Source organism: Rhizobium sp. OAE497 (assembly GCF_040546565.1).
In the GTDB taxonomy this organism is placed as follows: domain Bacteria; phylum Pseudomonadota; class Alphaproteobacteria; order Rhizobiales; family Rhizobiaceae; genus Rhizobium.
Genome location: NZ_JBEPOA010000003.1, coordinates 879,742 through 894,935 on the forward strand (window position 1 = coordinate 879,742; position 15,194 = coordinate 894,935).

General features: G+C 58.6%; 13 protein-coding genes. 9 read left to right on the plus strand and 4 right to left on the minus strand.

Annotated elements, in window-relative coordinates; all coding sequences use genetic code 11:
• Positions 1-232: 232 nt before the first annotated feature.
• Genes ABIE40_RS30930 through ABIE40_RS30940 form a run of 3 tightly spaced genes read right to left on the minus strand, consistent with a single transcriptional unit; the run spans position 233 to position 3,663 of the window.
• Complete coding sequence (locus ABIE40_RS30930; protein ID WP_130279552.1) at positions 233-1,276, minus strand: Gfo/Idh/MocA family protein; 1,044 nt, start codon at positions 1,274-1,276, stop codon at positions 233-235.
• Complete coding sequence (locus ABIE40_RS30935) at positions 1,273-2,262, minus strand: MDR/zinc-dependent alcohol dehydrogenase-like family protein (RefSeq protein WP_112715901.1); 990 nt, start codon at positions 2,260-2,262, stop codon at positions 1,273-1,275. The genes ABIE40_RS30930 and ABIE40_RS30935 overlap by 4 nt, the downstream gene beginning before the upstream one ends.
• 15 nt (positions 2,263-2,277) lie before the next feature.
• Positions 2,278-3,663, minus strand: coding sequence for a UDP-glucose dehydrogenase family protein (locus ABIE40_RS30940; RefSeq protein WP_130279551.1), 1,386 nt, complete (start codon positions 3,661-3,663; stop codon positions 2,278-2,280).
• A gap of 276 nt (positions 3,664-3,939) precedes the next feature.
• On the opposite strand from ABIE40_RS30940, the gene ABIE40_RS30945 reads away from it, so the two are divergent.
• Genes ABIE40_RS30945 through ABIE40_RS30980 form a run of 8 tightly spaced genes read left to right on the plus strand, consistent with a single transcriptional unit; the run spans position 3,940 to position 13,332 of the window.
• Positions 3,940-5,046, plus strand: a complete 1,107-nt coding sequence (locus ABIE40_RS30945; protein WP_199629702.1) for an NAD-dependent epimerase/dehydratase family protein — start codon at positions 3,940-3,942, stop codon at positions 5,044-5,046.
• Positions 5,043-7,085 carry an NAD-dependent epimerase/dehydratase family protein gene (locus ABIE40_RS30950; protein ID WP_199629701.1) on the plus strand — a complete coding sequence of 681 codons (2,043 nt, stop codon included), beginning with the start codon at positions 5,043-5,045 and terminating at the stop codon, positions 7,083-7,085. Before ABIE40_RS30945 ends, ABIE40_RS30950 begins: the two co-directional genes overlap by 4 nt.
• Positions 7,082-8,203, plus strand: coding sequence for a glycosyltransferase family 4 protein (locus ABIE40_RS30955; RefSeq protein WP_354541262.1), 1,122 nt, complete (start codon positions 7,082-7,084; stop codon positions 8,201-8,203). Before ABIE40_RS30950 ends, ABIE40_RS30955 begins: the two co-directional genes overlap by 4 nt.
• Positions 8,200-9,330 carry a CgeB family protein gene (locus ABIE40_RS30960; protein WP_112715909.1) on the plus strand — a complete coding sequence of 377 codons (1,131 nt, stop codon included), beginning with the start codon at positions 8,200-8,202 and terminating at the stop codon, positions 9,328-9,330. The genes ABIE40_RS30955 and ABIE40_RS30960 overlap by 4 nt, the downstream gene beginning before the upstream one ends.
• Positions 9,327-10,418, plus strand: a complete 1,092-nt coding sequence (locus ABIE40_RS30965; protein WP_112715911.1) for a CgeB family protein — start codon at positions 9,327-9,329, stop codon at positions 10,416-10,418. Before ABIE40_RS30960 ends, ABIE40_RS30965 begins: the two co-directional genes overlap by 4 nt.
• On the plus strand, positions 10,415-11,527 hold the full coding sequence (locus tag ABIE40_RS30970) for a CgeB family protein (RefSeq protein WP_112715913.1): 1,113 nt from the start codon (positions 10,415-10,417) through the stop codon (positions 11,525-11,527). Before ABIE40_RS30965 ends, ABIE40_RS30970 begins: the two co-directional genes overlap by 4 nt.
• 12 nt (positions 11,528-11,539) lie before the next feature.
• A complete protein-coding gene (locus ABIE40_RS30975; RefSeq protein WP_112715915.1) occupies positions 11,540-12,574 on the plus strand; it encodes a UDP-glucuronic acid decarboxylase family protein in 1,035 nt (344 codons plus the stop codon).
• Between the two features lie 2 nt (positions 12,575-12,576).
• On the plus strand, positions 12,577-13,332 hold the full coding sequence (locus tag ABIE40_RS30980; RefSeq protein ID WP_112715917.1) for a TIGR04290 family methyltransferase: 756 nt from the start codon (positions 12,577-12,579) through the stop codon (positions 13,330-13,332).
• Positions 13,333-13,398: 66 nt separating this feature from the next.
• Here the strand turns inward: ABIE40_RS30980 and sdhD are convergent, their stop codons facing one another.
• On the minus strand, positions 13,399-13,782 hold the full coding sequence (gene sdhD / locus ABIE40_RS30985; RefSeq protein ID WP_199629700.1) for a succinate dehydrogenase, hydrophobic membrane anchor protein: 384 nt from the start codon (positions 13,780-13,782) through the stop codon (positions 13,399-13,401).
• A gap of 487 nt (positions 13,783-14,269) precedes the next feature.
• On the opposite strand from sdhD, the gene ABIE40_RS30990 reads away from it, so the two are divergent.
• Positions 14,270-14,686 carry a hypothetical protein gene (locus tag ABIE40_RS30990; RefSeq protein ID WP_112715921.1) on the plus strand — a complete coding sequence of 139 codons (417 nt, stop codon included), beginning with the start codon at positions 14,270-14,272 and terminating at the stop codon, positions 14,684-14,686.
• The last annotated feature ends 508 nt before the right edge of the window (positions 14,687-15,194 follow it).

The following is a 15,194-nucleotide window of genomic DNA, read 5'->3' on the forward strand; positions in this document are numbered from 1 at the left end:
GCTCATCCGACAAGGTGGACATGACGCTCAGTCGTTTGATGCCGGCTTGCCGCAAGGCTGTTATGATCCAGGGTGGCAAGCCGCTTCTGATAACCAGATCCGATGTGGTTGGCGTCTGTTCCAAATCAAATCTACGCCGCGGCATTTCCACCCCCTGCTGGTTTTCGACTAGAACCGAGCTCGCAGGCCATGGTTCCTGAACCAAGACGCTCAAAGCGCTTATCTCGCTTCATCAGTGGTCGCAGATTGATGCGCTGCGATAGATCATATCCATGGCGCGTGAAACCTCGGCGAGATGCTCGGCAGCTTCGTCGAACCTGGCTCCGGTGGCCAGCCGTCTCGCCCAGTCGATTGCAGCCCGTCCACCCCAGTCGTCTGGAGGATCGACCAACCGTCTGCGTTGCGTTCCGACTAGATGATCGGCGTAGAAGTCATAGAATGATCCATTCAGGTTGCGCATGGCAGCGCCACCCTTGGTACCGTAGAAGCTTGCATCGATGACACAGTCACAACCTGCATTCAGGCCCCAGGAGCAGGCGAGACGGACAACTGTGCCATTGGCCAACTGCAGCGTTGCCAATGCATAGTCTTCCACCTCTTCCGCGGTGATGGAAACTGGACGGCCAGCGGACATAAGGGAGCCTGAGGCCGCGACGATCTCAGGAAAGTCCAGGGACCAGAGCGCCAGGTCGATCATGTGAACCCCCAGGTCAATGACGCACCCGCCTCCGGATTTCGAACGCTTGTAGAACCAGGTTTTATCCGGCCCATAGGCATTGTGGAATGTCAGGTCGACAGCCATCACCTCACCGAGCTCGCCCGCCTGAAGCAGGCTTTTGATCCGTTGCATTGCGTGCGTGTATCGGTACGAGAGATCGACTGAAAGGAGCTTGTCGGCCGTCCTGGCGGCCGTGAGCACAGCGTTGACCTCCTCAAGACTGCGCCCGAGCGGCTTCTGGCAAAAGACCGCGTGTCCAGCCTCAAGTGACCTTATCGACTGCTGGGCGTGCTGGGCGCTTGGTGTAGCGATGACGACGCCATCAACGTCCTGGCCAAGAAGATCATCGAGGCAATCCACCCGCTCTGCTCCCGGCGCAGCCACCATGGCCGCCTTTGCCATTTCTTCTGATGGTTCGACGATGAAAGCCGCCTCGACAGCGCCTGTGGCAAGCATTGCTTCCATACGGTGTCTGCCAATCCATCCAACGCCCACAAAGCCAACCCTGGCAGGTCTTTCAGCAGCCTCAAAGGACGCGTTCGCAACAGGGCTGTTCATGAGTTTACCACCAATGCTTTCATGAAGTTGCCCGGCCGGTCACGCGTGTTGTTCAATGCCTGGCCAAGCTGACTGAGAGGATAGCGATGGGTGTACAGTCGCGAAGGATCGAGCCTTCCTTCACATGTCGCCTTGATGGCATCGTGGATACCTTCAATATAAAGCGCCGGGTCCCGTTCATGTGCGTTGACCACGTCAATACCGCGCCAGTTCCATAGCTGCATGTTGATCTGCCGTGCTCCATCCTGATGGTAGCCGGCAACCACCAGGCGCCCGCGCTCCATCGTCAATTCGCCTGCAAGATCGATTGGCCACTGCTTGCCAACCGCCTCGATCACGCAGTCACAGAACCGGCCCCCGGTAAGCGCCTTGACCCGCTCGATGATGCGCCAGTGATCGTCCATTTCGATCGTCTCATACGCCCCCATGATCTTAGCAACCGCCAGAGAGGTCTGTCGCCGCGAGATCGCGATGACCCGAGCACCGGCCTTTGCCGCCAACTGCGTCAGCAATGCCCCTAGAAAGCCGATACCGATAATGGCGACCGTCTGTCCCGGGCGTATTTCAGCTCTTTTGAAGATGTTCATGGCGCATCCGAGCGGTTCTCCGGGGAAGGGCTGGCCGGCAAGTTCTTGCGGAAGTGCGACGACCATGTCTGCCTTGGCAAAGTCGTGGCTCGCATAGGCATGATAGGAAAGGGCAGCAACGCGATCACCTAATTTTAGATGGTCGACCCCTGGACCTATCGCATCGACGTGACCCCAACCCTCATGACCAAGCCCGCCTGGTTCGGTCGGAAACTGCATCCATTCCGGTCCTGACCAAGGCGTAAGGTTGGAGGCACAGACACCGCAGCCTTCCAGTCTTATCCTCACCTCGCCATCACCTGGACGACGAAGCTCTTGCTGCACGAGCTCTGTCACTCCAGGGGCGGAGATCACGACCGCGCTCAAATGATCAGATAAAGTTCGACTGCTGTTGTCCATCATCTTCTCCGGCGTTCAACGGGCACAGGCGGCAATATCCGCCCATACAGGGTTTGCTCCAGGGTTTACCTTGCGTCGGTCCACGTCACGCGGTTTGGCCACAGGACGTCCGAGGCTATGATAAGAAAATCCGTGGCGCGTGACACTTTCGGCTGTGAACAGGTTGCGGAAATCAAACAGAAGTTTCCCGGCCACAAGATGACCAACCTTGGCGAGGTCGAGCTCGCGATATTCATCCCACTCCGTCATGATAGCGACAGCGTCGACGCCGCGGACGGCTTCATAGGGATCGTCATGCCATGTGACGCCGGATCCAAGAATAGTTTCAGCGTGCAGGCGTCCTTTCGGATCGTGACCGGATACATCGATACCGGCTCTTGCCAAGACTTGAACGACCGACAGTGCGGCCGATTCCCTGACATCGTCCGTGTGAGCCTTGAAGGCCATCCCGAGGACTGCGACACGGGCAGATTGTTGACCGGCAAGGGCTTCAAGAATTCGATTGGCGAGCATTGTCTTGCGCTCTTCGTTTGCCGTAATGACCTGTTCGATCAGAGATTGAGGGCTTTTAAACCGCCTGCCCGTTGCGGCGAAAGCTCGCGTGTCCTTTGGAAAGCAGGAGCCACCGAAGCCGGGTCCCGGCTGCAGAAAGCTCTCGCCAATGCGGCGATCCGAGCCGATACCACGCGCAACCGCACCAACGTCCCCGCCGGTATTTTCGCAAATGTTGGCGACCTCGTTGATGAAGCCAATTTTCAGTGCCAGAAACGCGTTCGCCGCATATTTTATAAGCTCCGCGTCGGTCGTTGTCGTGCTGATGAAGGGTGTTCCGGTTTCGATCAGCGGGAGATAGAGCTGACGCATCGCTGCAGCCGTATCGGGGTCGTCGGCGCCAACCACGATTCGGTCTGCCTGCATGAAGTCCGATAGCGCAGAGCCTTCTCGCAGGAACTCAGGATTCGATGCGATGCGAACTTTGCCATGGGGTTTGAGTGTCCTTATGATCTCGCCTACCGCGCGCGCTGTCCCGGCGACCACCGTCGACTTGACGACCACGATCGCATGATCGGGTAGGACGGTGGCTATGGCGCGTGCGGCTGCGGTCACATAGGACAGATCAATGTCGCCGTCTGGCCCTGACGGTGTTCCTACCGCGATGAAAACGAAGTCGGCTCCTGCTACCTCGCGCGCCAAATCAGAGGAAAACGTCAGCTTTCCGGCTGCCGTCATGTCTGCAACAAGCTCGCTCAGACCCGGCTCGAAGATCGGAATCTTGCCCCGCTGAAGATCCTCGATCCGCTTTACATCGACGTCGACGCAACAAACGTCGCGACCGAGAGATGCAAAGCAGGTCCCAGTCGTGAGGCCGACATAGCCCGCCCCGATCATTACAACTTTCATAAGGGAAGTCTCCGGTTGCAAGAGCATTTGCCGGTCGAACTTTGCTCATCGGCAAGAGTTCCTGTTCATGTCAATGAAGATGACGTTGATGATGACATGCAAGATGCCTCAACGCGCCCGGCTCGCATCTTGAGCAGTCAATCGTAGCGAAGGGAGCCCGCCAGCTGCGGGGATGTTCTCATTGATGATGTCGATGTCATTAAAGATGTCATAGCAGGAACTTTCGTTAGAAGCCGAAGTTCGCGCCCCATCATCACCAGCGACGATGGGGTCGATATGAAGAATATTCTAGTGACCGGTGGGTGCGGCTTTATTGGTCGTCACGTCACCGAAGAGCTTCTGGAGCACGGTTTCAACGTCCGCATTCTTGATGCGATGATCGATCAGGTGCATGGCGACGCGGAGGTCGAGGTACCGGACGCAGCCGAGGTCGTCAGGGGCGACATCCGCGACAAGGCTGTCGTTGAACGCGCTCTGGAGGCCGTCGATGGCGTCATACATCTTGCTGCGGAAGTAGGTGTCGGCCAGTCTATGTATGAGATTGCCCGCTATGTCGGCGGCAACGACCTTGGAACAGCAGTCCTGCTGGAGGCAATGATCGACAGGCCGGTCAGGCGGATTGTCGTGGCTTCGTCGATGAGCGTTTACGGTGAAGGCCGCTACCGCAGCAAAACGGGAGATCAGATCGGCCTGATCAGACGCCGGGCCGACAATATAAGGACAGGTCAGTGGAACCTCGTTGGGCCGGATGGGGAGGCTCTCATCCCGGTGGCGACCGACGAGGAAAAGCCTGTCGACCTTGCTTCCATCTACGCGCTTACAAAATATGCGCAGGAAAAACAGGTTTTGATCTTTGGTGAGGCCTATGGTGTGGATGCCGTGGCATTGCGCCTCTTCAACGTCTTTGGTGCAGGTCAGGCGCTTTCAAACCCCTATACCGGCGTCCTCGCCAATTTTGCCTCCAGGCTCGCGAATAATCAGCTCCCGATGATCTTTGAAGATGGTCAGCAACGGCGTGATTTCGTTCATGTACGTGACGTCGCGCGGGCGTTCCGGCTTGCGGTGGAGAAGCCTAATCTGAACGGGCACACCATCAATATCGGCAGCGGCCAGTCCTATACGATTGCCGAGGTCGCTGCTCTCCTGGCCGCTGCCATGGGCGTGCCGGAGATCGGCCCCGAGATCATGGGCAAGGCACGGGCCGGGGATATCCGCAATTGCTTTGCCGATATCTCGAAGGCGCGTGAGCTCCTCGGTTTCGAACCGCAGCAAAGGTTGGAGACATCGCTTGGACCTTTCGCACAATGGGTCCGCGCCGCCGGCGCCATCGACCGGGGCGGGGAGATGAGACGCCATCTGGAAGAGCGAGGCCTTGTATCATGACAGTATCCTTCTCATCCGACAGGTCCGCTGCGAAGACCAAGACCTATGGGTTTGTCGAATGGTTCCGTCCCGGTGAGTTCGAGCGGACCGAACGACTTTTGCCGGACATTCTGGCAAGCGGCGCAAGCTACCTCAGAACCCATCTTTCATGGGCCGAATATCTGGCACCCGGCGGCGAAGCCTGGTTCGACTGGCTCATCCCGCGGCTCGGCGGTCAAATCGATCTGCTACCCTGCATCCATTACACGCCACCTTCGATGTCGCGCACCGGGAGATCGTCCGGCGCACCGCGTGATATCAAGGCTTACGCCGATTTCGTCGATCACGTGCTGACCCGCTACGGCAGATACTTTGAATTTGTCGAGCTGTGGAACGAGCCCAACAACCTGCTTGATTGGGATTGGCGCGAAGACGGCGACTTCCAGCTCTTCTGTGAGATGATCGGGAAGGCCGCCTATTGGGCCAAGCATCGCGGGTGGAGGCCTGTTCTTGGCGGACCTTGCCCCTTCGATCCCTACTGGTTCAACCTGATGGGGGATCGCGGCCTCCTCAGCGTCGTCGATGCGGTGGGCTTCCATGGCTTTCCCGGAACCTGGGATAGCGAGGAGGGCACCTGGGGTGGGTGGGACATGCATCTTGGCGAGATGCGTCGTATCCTTGACCGCTTTAATGAAGACGCGCAAATCTGGATTACAGAAACGGGCTATTCCACTTGGCGCAATGACGAGACGGAGCAGGCCAGGCGGTTCATCAAGGCATTGTCGGTTCCCGCCGATCGCCTGTTCTGGTATTCATGGGCCGATGTGGCGCCCGACATTCCCGTACAGGAGGGGCTCTGGTTCGATCCACGCCATTACCATCTCGGCGCGGTGACCCACGACAACCAACCCAAGCTTCTCGCACGTCTTTTGATCGAGGGCGGGGTCCCCCGGCTGGAAGATATCTCCAGGCTTGCTGCGCCCAATCTGGCAAAAGGCTCCGCTCCGATCGTCATTACCGGCGGCAGTGGTTTCATCGGCTCCAATCTCGCCGACAGCTTGCTGCTTGAGGGTGAAGACGTCGTAATCCTAGACAATCTCAATCGGCCGGGCGTCGACCAGAACCTTGCCTGGCTGACGGAACGACATGGAAAGCGGGTACATCCCGTTCTTTCGGACATTCGCGATGTTCGTGGCATCGAGCCGGTCTTTACAGACGCGAAGGCAGTTTTCCATCTCGCTGCCCAAACGGCTGTGACGACCAGCCTAGTCCACCCGATCGATGATTTCGAAACGAACGGGCGTGGCACGATCAATGTTCTTGAGGCTGTGCGTAAAGCTGGCAGGCAGGCGCCGGTGATCTTTGCAAGCACCAACAAGGTCTATGGATCTCTCGACGATCTCATCATGGTCGAGACTGATTATTCCTATGTCCCGCAAGACGCAGCAATTCGCTCACGCGGCATCGCCGAAGATCGGCCTCTGCGGTTCTGCACGCCTTACGGCTGCTCAAAGGGCGTCGCCGACCAATATGTCCTGGACTACGCGAAGTCCTTCGCGATACCGACGGCGGTGCTTCGAATGAGCTGCATCTACGGACCAAGGCAATTCGGCACCGAAGACCAGGGCTGGGTCGCTCACTTCCTGATACGCGCGCTCCAGGGAGAGCCGATTTCCATCTATGGGAACGGCAAGCAGGTGCGTGACGTGCTCCATGTCGACGATGCAGTCGCCGCTTATCGCGCAGTTCTCGGCAACATCGGAAAGGTCAGGGGGCAAGTCTTCAACCTCGGTGGCGGCGCGAACAATGCCGTCAGCGTCCTGACAGTGCTGCGTGAAATTGAATCCCTTGTCGGCCATCCGCTCGATACGCGGTTTGGCGACTGGCGCGCCGGTGATCAATATTATTTTGTAGCCGATGCGGGAAAGCTCACCCGCGAACTTGGCTGGCAATCGAACATTCATTGGAAAGCGGGCCTGCGCCATCTTGCCGACTGGCTTGAGGAACATCGCTTCGCCGGTCGCGTTCGGCTGCAGCCCAGAAAGAAGGTTCCAGCATGACAGGGGTTCAAACCGCATGCCAAGGGATGAAGGTGCTGATGACGGTCGACGCTGTGGGGGGTGTCTGGCGTTACGCCATGGATCTGGCAGCCGGGTTGCGCATCTTGGGCGTCGAAACGGCGTTCATCTGTTTTGGGTCGGCACCATCAGCGGCCCAGGCTGCGGAGGCACAGCAGATTGGTGCGCTCCATGTCTGCGATCTTCCGCTCGACTGGATGGTGGACAACGAGGCGGCGTTGCATGGGGTCACGGGTGCAATCGAGCATTACGCAGCTGTCGAACGGGCCGATCTCATCCATCTCAACTTGCCGTCACAGGCCGCCCGATTGAGAACGAATATCCCTGTCGTGGCTGTCGGCCATTCATGCGTATGCACCTGGTTTAAGGCAGTCCGGGACGATCATGCGCCAAAAAACTGGCAATGGCATTTTGAACTGAACCGTCAGGGGTTCGATCGGGCCGATGCGGTCGTGATGCCCAGCGAAAGTCATGCCCGGCTCTCCACTGAAGTCTACGGCGAGATAAAGGGGCTGCGCGTTGTCCACAACGGCACTTGTTTACCGGAGGTTTCGGGCCAGAAAGAGAACTACGTCTTTGCAGCAGGACGTTGGTGGGACGATGGAAAGAATGGTGCCGCACTGGATGCTGCAGCCGGTGGTCTCGACTGGCCGGTCGTGATGGCAGGCTCTAACCGGGGGCCTAACCGGCAGTTTCTGCAGCTTCTCAACGTCGATCATCGCGGCGAACTGGATCATTCCGAGACCATGGCCTTGATGCGTCAGGCTGCCATCGTGGTCTCGCCGTCGCTTTACGAGCCGTTTGGCCTGGCGGTGCTCGAGGCGGCACGCAGTGCAAGCGCCATGGTCCTGGCGGACATCCCAACCTATCGGGAGCTGTGGAGCGGGACAGCCCTTTTTGCCGATCCCAACAGCAAGGAAGCATTTGCAGCGGCAATCAGCCGTCTGGTGCACGACAAAGAGCTTCGCAAGCGCCTGGGAGGGCTGGCGCAGGCTCGTTCGCGCGCATTCACCGTCGAGGCCCAGGCCGCATCCGTTCGCGCGATCTATCGGCACGTTCTTTCAATTGTGCAAGCCCCAACCGCCATGGAGTACACATGAAGTTCATCTTCTACACCCATTCGCTGGTATCTGACTGGAACCACGGAAACGCCCATTTTCTGCGTGGCGTCATGCGTGAGCTTATCGGCCGCGGCCATGATGCACTGGCGCTTGAGCCAAGCCATAGTTGGAGCCGCGACAATCTCGTGGCCGATCAGGGCATGGTGGCGATCGACATGTTTCGCAAGACGTTCCCGGACTTGAAAGCCGAGGTCTACGACGCTGATTTCGAGCATGAGGAGGCCTTGGCTGACGCCGATGTCGTCATCGTCCATGAGTGGACCGAACCGGCTCTGGTCGCGCGTCTTGGACGCGCGCGGCGCAATGGGGGTGCCTTCACGCTGTTGTTCCATGACACCCATCATCGCGCGGTGTCCGCTCAAGACGATATCGCGCGCCTAGAGCTTGCTGATTATGATGGTGTTCTCGCCTTCGGCGAGACATTGCGACAGCGCTATTTCAAGGCGGGGTGGGGCCGCAATGTCTTCACTTGGCACGAAGCCGCTGATGTCGCGCTTTTCCGGCCAATGCCGGAAATCGAAAAGACCGGCGATCTGATCTGGATTGGCAACTGGGGCGACGACGAACGCTCCGAGGAGATCATCAACTATCTCGTGCGCCCGTCGGAGGCGCTGCGCTTGAGGACGACCGTTCGGGGGGTCCGATATCCGCAACACGCGCTTGACGCTCTTGTGGCCGCCCATATCGAGTATGGAGGCTGGATCGCAAATGCCGAAGCGCCCATTGCTTTTGCGCAGCACCGGGTGACAGTTCATATTCCGCGCCGCCCTTACGTCGAGCACCTCCCCGGAATACCGACCATCCGTGTCTTCGAAGCGCTCGCCTGTGGCATCCCACTTGTTTCGGCGCCGTGGGACGATGCCGAAAATCTCTTCCGTTCCGGGCAGGACTACCTTGTCGCCTCCAGTGGGTCAGAGATGGCCCTCACGCTGGACCGGGTGTTGAAAGATGCTGAGCTTTCGGCGGCACTCGTTGCATCCGGGCTCGAAACAATTCGTACCCGTCACACCTGCGGTCATCGTGTGGATGAACTCCTGTCGATCCTTTCTACATGCGGCAGCCGGCGGGTCACCGAAAAGCTTACAGCACTGGAGGCCGCTCAATGAAGGTCGCATTTTATGGTTCGAGCATCGTGTCGGCCTACTGGAATGGCGCCGCCACTTATTACCGCGGCCTCCTACGTGCGCTTGCGCTCAAGGGGCACGATATCACCTTCTATGAGCCGGATGTGTTTGAACGTCAGCAGAACCGCGACATCGATCCGCCCGAATGGTGCAAGGTTGTCGTTTATGACGGGTCGATCGACGGACTAAGGCAGGCGACAGCCGAGGCAGCGCGAGCCGATGTTGTCATCAAGGCGAGTGGTGTAGGCTTTGAAGACGATCTCCTGCTTGCCGAGCTTCTTCGCAACGCGCGTGCCCGCGCGCTGAAGATCTTCTGGGATGTCGATGCCCCCGCGACACTTGCCGAACTTCATGCTCGCCCCGACCACCCGCTTCGTCAGGCGCTTGCACGCATCGACCTCGTCCTGACCTACGGCGGCGGTGAGCCCGTTGTGGATGCTTATCGTCGCCTTGGAGCGGCCGACTGCATTCCGATCTACAATGCCCTTGATCCTCTGACGCATCATCCGGTCGAACCCGACCAGCGCTATGATGCAGAACTCGGCTTTCTCGGCAACCGGCTGCCCGATCGGGAAGGGCGTGTCGAAGACTTCTTTCTTGCGGCAGCGGCAAATAGGCCCGGCCAAACCTTCTTGCTCGGCGGATCTGGCTGGCATGGAAAATCCATGCCCGGCAATGTCCGCTATGTTGGTCATTTATCCACGCGCGATCACAACGCGTTCAATGTTACGCCGAAAGCGGTCCTCAATATCTCGCGCGACAGCATGGCGAAGAATGGTTTTTCCCCTGCAACGCGCGTATTCGAGGCCGCCGGTGCCGGTGCCTGCCTCATCACCGATCATTGGGAGGGCATTGAACTCTTTCTGGTGCCTGGCAGCGAGGTCTTGGTCGCTCGCGACGGGAAGGATGTCGCAGAAATTCTCGCCTCGTTAACCCCCGAGCGAGCCATGACCATAGGCAAGAATGCGCTCGCGCGAGTCCTTTCGCAACACACCTATGATCACCGTGCCGATAGGGTCGACGGCATTTTACGCTCGTTTTCGGCGCGTCGACTGGAGGCAGCGGAATGACACGGTCATTGCAGTTGGTCTTCATCGGGCTGTCTCTGTCTTCATCCTGGGGCAATGGCCACGCCACGACGTTCAGAGCGCTTATCAGAGGTCTGAACGAAAATGGTCACAAGGTGCTTTTCCTGGAACGTGATGTGCCCTGGTACGCAAACAACCGAGATCTCGCTGAGCCGGATTTCTGCGAACTGGCCTATTATGAAGATCTCGACGAAATGGTCACGCGATATGCAAAGCGCCTGCGCGCTGCCGATGCGGTGGTCGTCGGGTCCTACGTGTTCCAGGGCATCGACGTTATCGATCGCCTGGCAACGATCGCACTGCAGAGGCTATGCTTTTACGACATCGACACGCCCGTAACGCTTTCCAAACTCGATCGTGGCGACGAGGAATATCTTGCGCGCCGTCAGATCGCAGTTTTTCAGGCTTATTTCTCGTTTTCGGGCGGCGAAGTGCTCAAGGAACTGGAGACCCGATACGGCGCTCAGCGTGCCATTGCGCTTTATTGTTCGGTTGACCCGGACCGATACGGCAAGACCGATGATCCCACCATCTGGGAGATGGGATATCTGGGCACCTACAGCGCTGATCGACAACCGACGCTCGAGCAGCTGCTTCTCGAACCTGCACGTCAGCTTCCCGACAGGCGGTTCGTCGTTGCCGGCCCACAATATCCAGATGATATCGACTGGCCCGCCAATGTTGAACGCATCGATCACCTGCCGCCCTCAGACCATGCACGTTTCTACAGTCGTCAACGCTTCACGCTCAACGTCACGCGCGCTCATATGATCGCTGCCGGCTGGTCCCCGAGCGTTCGGTTGTTTGAGGCAGCTGCCTGCGCAACGCCGATCATCAGCGATGCGTGGCGCGGCCTCGATGAGCTTCTGCCGGATGGGCAAGCACTGATCATCGCCCGAAACTCGCAGGACGTCATCAGCGCGTTGGTGGAATTGCCGGAAGCGCGCCGCCGGTCAATGGCCGAGCGGGCGCGGGCAATCGTGCTTGGCGGACATACGGGACGGGCGCGGGCGCGTGAGCTCGCCGAGGCGATCTCATGCCTGCCAGCCGCACCGGCACCGCGCATTGCCCATCAACAATTGTCAGCGTAAGGAGGACGGAAGATGCTGCAGAGCAACCGCGACGGACACATGAAGACCACCCTTGTTGCAGGCGGCGCCGGCTTTGTCGGTTCGCACCTGTGTGACGCGTTGCTTTCGCGAGGCAATCGCGTCATCTGCGTGGACAGCTTCATCACCGGGTCTACGCAAAACGTTCAACCCCTGATGAACCACCCGAACTTCCGCCTGATGTCGCAGGACATCTGCACCTTCACTGCGCCCAATGAGCCCGTCCAGGAGATCTACAATCTGGCCTGTGCAGCCTCCCCACCCCAATATCAGGCGGATCCTGTTCACACGATGATGACCTGTGTGGCAGGGACGGGCAACTTGCTGAAGCTTGCGCAGCGCGACAATGCGGTCTTTCTCCAGGCTTCGACGAGTGAAGTCTATGGCGATCCGGTTGAACACCCTCAGCGGGAAGACTATCGCGGCAATGTCAGCTGCACCGGCCCGCGTGCCTGTTACGACGAGGGCAAGCGCGCGGCTGAAGCCTTGTGCTTCGACATGCTTCGTGCTGGGCAAGTCGATGCACGCGTTGCGCGCATTTTCAATACCTACGGGCCGCGGATGCAGCCTCATGACGGGCGCATCATATCCAACCTACTCGTTCAGGCGCTCTCGAATGATCCGATGACGATCTATGGGACCGGCGAGCAGACCAGATCCTTTTGCTATGTCAGTGATCTTGTGGCCGGCCTGATGGCGTTGATGGATATCGCGGTCAATCCGAATGGTCCCGTCAACCTTGGAAACCCGGGCGAGTTCACGATCAACGAACTGGCGGCAATGGTGAGTGAGCTTGTTCCCTCGGCCTCGACGGTCGTTCATCGTCCCTTGCCGCAGGATGACCCGCAGAGACGACGCCCCGATATTGCACGCGCTCAAGAGCTCCTGAACTGGAAGCCGGAGATTTCGCTGCGGGAAGGCTTGCAGCGGACCGCCGACTGGTTCTGCACGACACTTGCCGCCAACGCACCAGCAGCCCCTCGCATTGCAGACAGGCGCGCGGCTGCGTCGCTGCCGATCGGAGCGTAAGCATGGGCGAGCTCACCGACGATCGAAAGATATTGGAAGCGCGCATCGAGGCGCTGGGTCCATGGTTTCAAAATCTCGATATCAATGGGGTAAAGACCGCGCCGAACCATTTCCTAGGCGACTATCCCAGCTTCAAATGGCAGGGTTTCAAGGAAAGCATCCCGGAGGACCTTGGCGGGCGCAGTGTGTTGGATGTCGGCTGCAACGCGGGCTTTTACACACTCGAGATGAAACGACGCAATGCTGGGCGCGTCGTGGGGATCGATTCTGATCCGCTGTATCTAAGACAGGCGCGCTTTGCTGCTGAACGATCCGGCCTGGATGTCGAGTTCAGGCAGATGTCAGTCTATGACGTCGAAAAGCTCGCCGAAAAGTTCGATCTGGTGATCTTCATGGGCGTTCTCTACCATCTGCGCCATCCGCTGCTTGCCCTTGATCTTCTCCATGAGCATGTCGTTGCAGACCAGCTTCTGTTTCAGTGTCTGCAGCGGGGCGACGAGCGCGTCGGCGATGTGGAAGAGGACTACGATTTTTCTGAATGGGCCGTATTTGATCGCGCGACTTACCCAAAGCTGTTCTTTGTGGAGAACCGTTACGCCTCAGATCCCACGAACTGGTTCGTACCCAACAGAGCGGCGGTTGAGGCAATGCTGCGCAGCTGTGGCTTCGCAGTCGAGTGCCATCCAGAGCGAGAAGTTTATCTCTGCCGCCGGGCAGAGCGCCACTATGCGGTCGAACCACCACCCGGGATCCGATGAACAAGCAGCTCTGGCGTCCACATTTTTTTCCCGTTCGCGGTCGCCGATAAAAACCGGTCCGAGGTCTTAGCGGCTCGCGCTCTCGAACATGATCAACAAGATGGCGAGGACCGAGGCCACGCAGACCGACCACGTGAATGCCGAGTTCAGGAAAAGCAACGCCAGCTTTTTCATGTGGCCGTGCACGTAGTCCTCTATGATCGCACGCATTCCAGCGTCCATGTGTATGGCGCTCAAAATGATGAAGCCGACAAGGACGGGTCCTACCCAGAAGCTTGCAATGGAGGACACCACAAAAGGCCGGTCTCGACCAAGCAAATAGATGCCGATCCCGATTACATAGGGCGTGAGGATGCCGAGGGCCAAGCCGGACGCCTGCTTGATCACATAAGCTGTCGTTCCCGATTTTGACGATCCTAAACCACGAACCCGTCCGAGCGGCGTTGTCATCAATTTCCTCCGAGCTAGATCCCTACGAGGTTGTGACCAATCCCGGCATTCCGTCAATAGTGGCGGCCGCTAGAAGCCGTTTTGTACGTTTCCGACAAGAGATCGTGATCTCCGTGGCGTCGGTAGAATACCGAACCAAGGTCAAGGGTCAGCGCCCGGTCGGAGAGTGCCTGCGGGTCCGGAGCAGCGCCGCATGCGCGTAGTCCTCAGTATTTGTCGTGATCAGCCGAACGAATTTCGCTGGTTGTCGTAAGCCGTCGGTCGACGGGCCCACAGGAGAACGTCGCAAGAACTGCGCCGCAAGCGTCGATGATGCCGCGTTGTAAAGGGCGGAATTGAAATCCTGTGCGCAGGGAATTTCGTCGCCCAGCAGCCATGACAGGAACAGATGAACATCTTCGTCCCCAAGACGTTCATAATCAAGATCAGCTTCTAATCGCAAAGGCCGCTTTCGGGGCGGCTGTTTTCAACCAGGGAGTAAAACACAATGGCAGACCCTAAGGATTCACCCGCCGTCCAATCGTTGCTTCGCGAACAGGCGGCACAACGCTCACGGTCGCAAAAAGGCGAGCTCGACAGAGCTCTCGAAGACACTTTCCCGGCGTCAGACCCCGTATCCGCGTCGACAACGTCCATTCCAACCGGCCGGGCTGACGCAGGCGAGGCAGCGCGCGGGCTTGAGGCCGATGAGTCTTCCAGCTCTGAACCGGCTGATCGGTCCTTGAGGCGTGACGCTGGTCAAGTGAGACAGGCGGCGTCTCAGGTTGCAAAAGACGGGGCGAGGGCCGCCCGTGCCGAGGCTCGAAGCGTCTGGGCCGATGTTGAAGCGACCGTACGCGAAAACCCGCTGACCGCAGTCGGCATTGTCGCCGCCGTCGCCTATCTGTGGGGCGCCACGCGGTAGGCTCAATCAAGCACCGCAGGAGGCTTGCGGACAAGGGCGAGCCTCCTGCTCATGCCCAATGTGGCGTTCAGTTTGCTCTGCCGACAGTATCCACGATAGGCAGATGCAAGTGGATATTGAGACGCGACCGCACGATCGTATTGCGTCTTCGTTCCTGTCATTGCTATCGCACCAGCCGGCCGTTGCCCATTTCCAGCCGCGCCAAAGATGGTATTGATCGCCGATAACGTCGACCCAATCAGCATAATGATCGAAGCAGGCACTCCGGTTGGAGCTAAGATGCGCGACTATCGCGAGCGAGATCAAAGCGCGCTGCGAGGCCTTTCTCTGTCAACCGGCATCTGTAGGCCAAGGAAAGGTCTCCTATGACTTCGATCAAATCATTTTGCATGGCCAGGCGAGTTGTTCGCCGTCCCACGCTCGATGGCGGGGGCCGAAAGCTCAAGTGGTCGAGATGCATCAGTAATGTGCGCATGCGCTGGCCGGTCAATGTCTTCATAGGCAATCG

Coding starts and splice junctions, on each gene's coding strand:
- ABIE40_RS30930 (WP_130279552.1), bottom strand. CDS start 1,276: ATGAACAGCCCTGTTGCGAACGCGTCCTTTGAGGCTGCTGAAAGACCT.
- ABIE40_RS30935 (WP_112715901.1), bottom strand. CDS start 2,262: ATGGACAACAGCAGTCGAACTTTATCTGATCATTTGAGCGCGGTCGTG.
- ABIE40_RS30940 (WP_130279551.1), bottom strand. CDS start 3,663: ATGAAAGTTGTAATGATCGGGGCGGGCTATGTCGGCCTCACGACTGGG.
- ABIE40_RS30945 (WP_199629702.1), top strand. CDS start 3,940: ATGAAGAATATTCTAGTGACCGGTGGGTGCGGCTTTATTGGTCGTCAC.
- ABIE40_RS30950 (WP_199629701.1), top strand. CDS start 5,043: ATGACAGTATCCTTCTCATCCGACAGGTCCGCTGCGAAGACCAAGACC.
- ABIE40_RS30955 (WP_354541262.1), top strand. CDS start 7,082: ATGACAGGGGTTCAAACCGCATGCCAAGGGATGAAGGTGCTGATGACG.
- ABIE40_RS30960 (WP_112715909.1), top strand. CDS start 8,200: ATGAAGTTCATCTTCTACACCCATTCGCTGGTATCTGACTGGAACCAC.
- ABIE40_RS30965 (WP_112715911.1), top strand. CDS start 9,327: ATGAAGGTCGCATTTTATGGTTCGAGCATCGTGTCGGCCTACTGGAAT.
- ABIE40_RS30970 (WP_112715913.1), top strand. CDS start 10,415: ATGACACGGTCATTGCAGTTGGTCTTCATCGGGCTGTCTCTGTCTTCA.
- ABIE40_RS30975 (WP_112715915.1), top strand. CDS start 11,540: ATGCTGCAGAGCAACCGCGACGGACACATGAAGACCACCCTTGTTGCA.
- ABIE40_RS30980 (WP_112715917.1), top strand. CDS start 12,577: ATGGGCGAGCTCACCGACGATCGAAAGATATTGGAAGCGCGCATCGAG.
- sdhD (WP_199629700.1), bottom strand. CDS start 13,782: ATGACAACGCCGCTCGGACGGGTTCGTGGTTTAGGATCGTCAAAATCG.
- ABIE40_RS30990 (WP_112715921.1), top strand. CDS start 14,270: ATGGCAGACCCTAAGGATTCACCCGCCGTCCAATCGTTGCTTCGCGAA.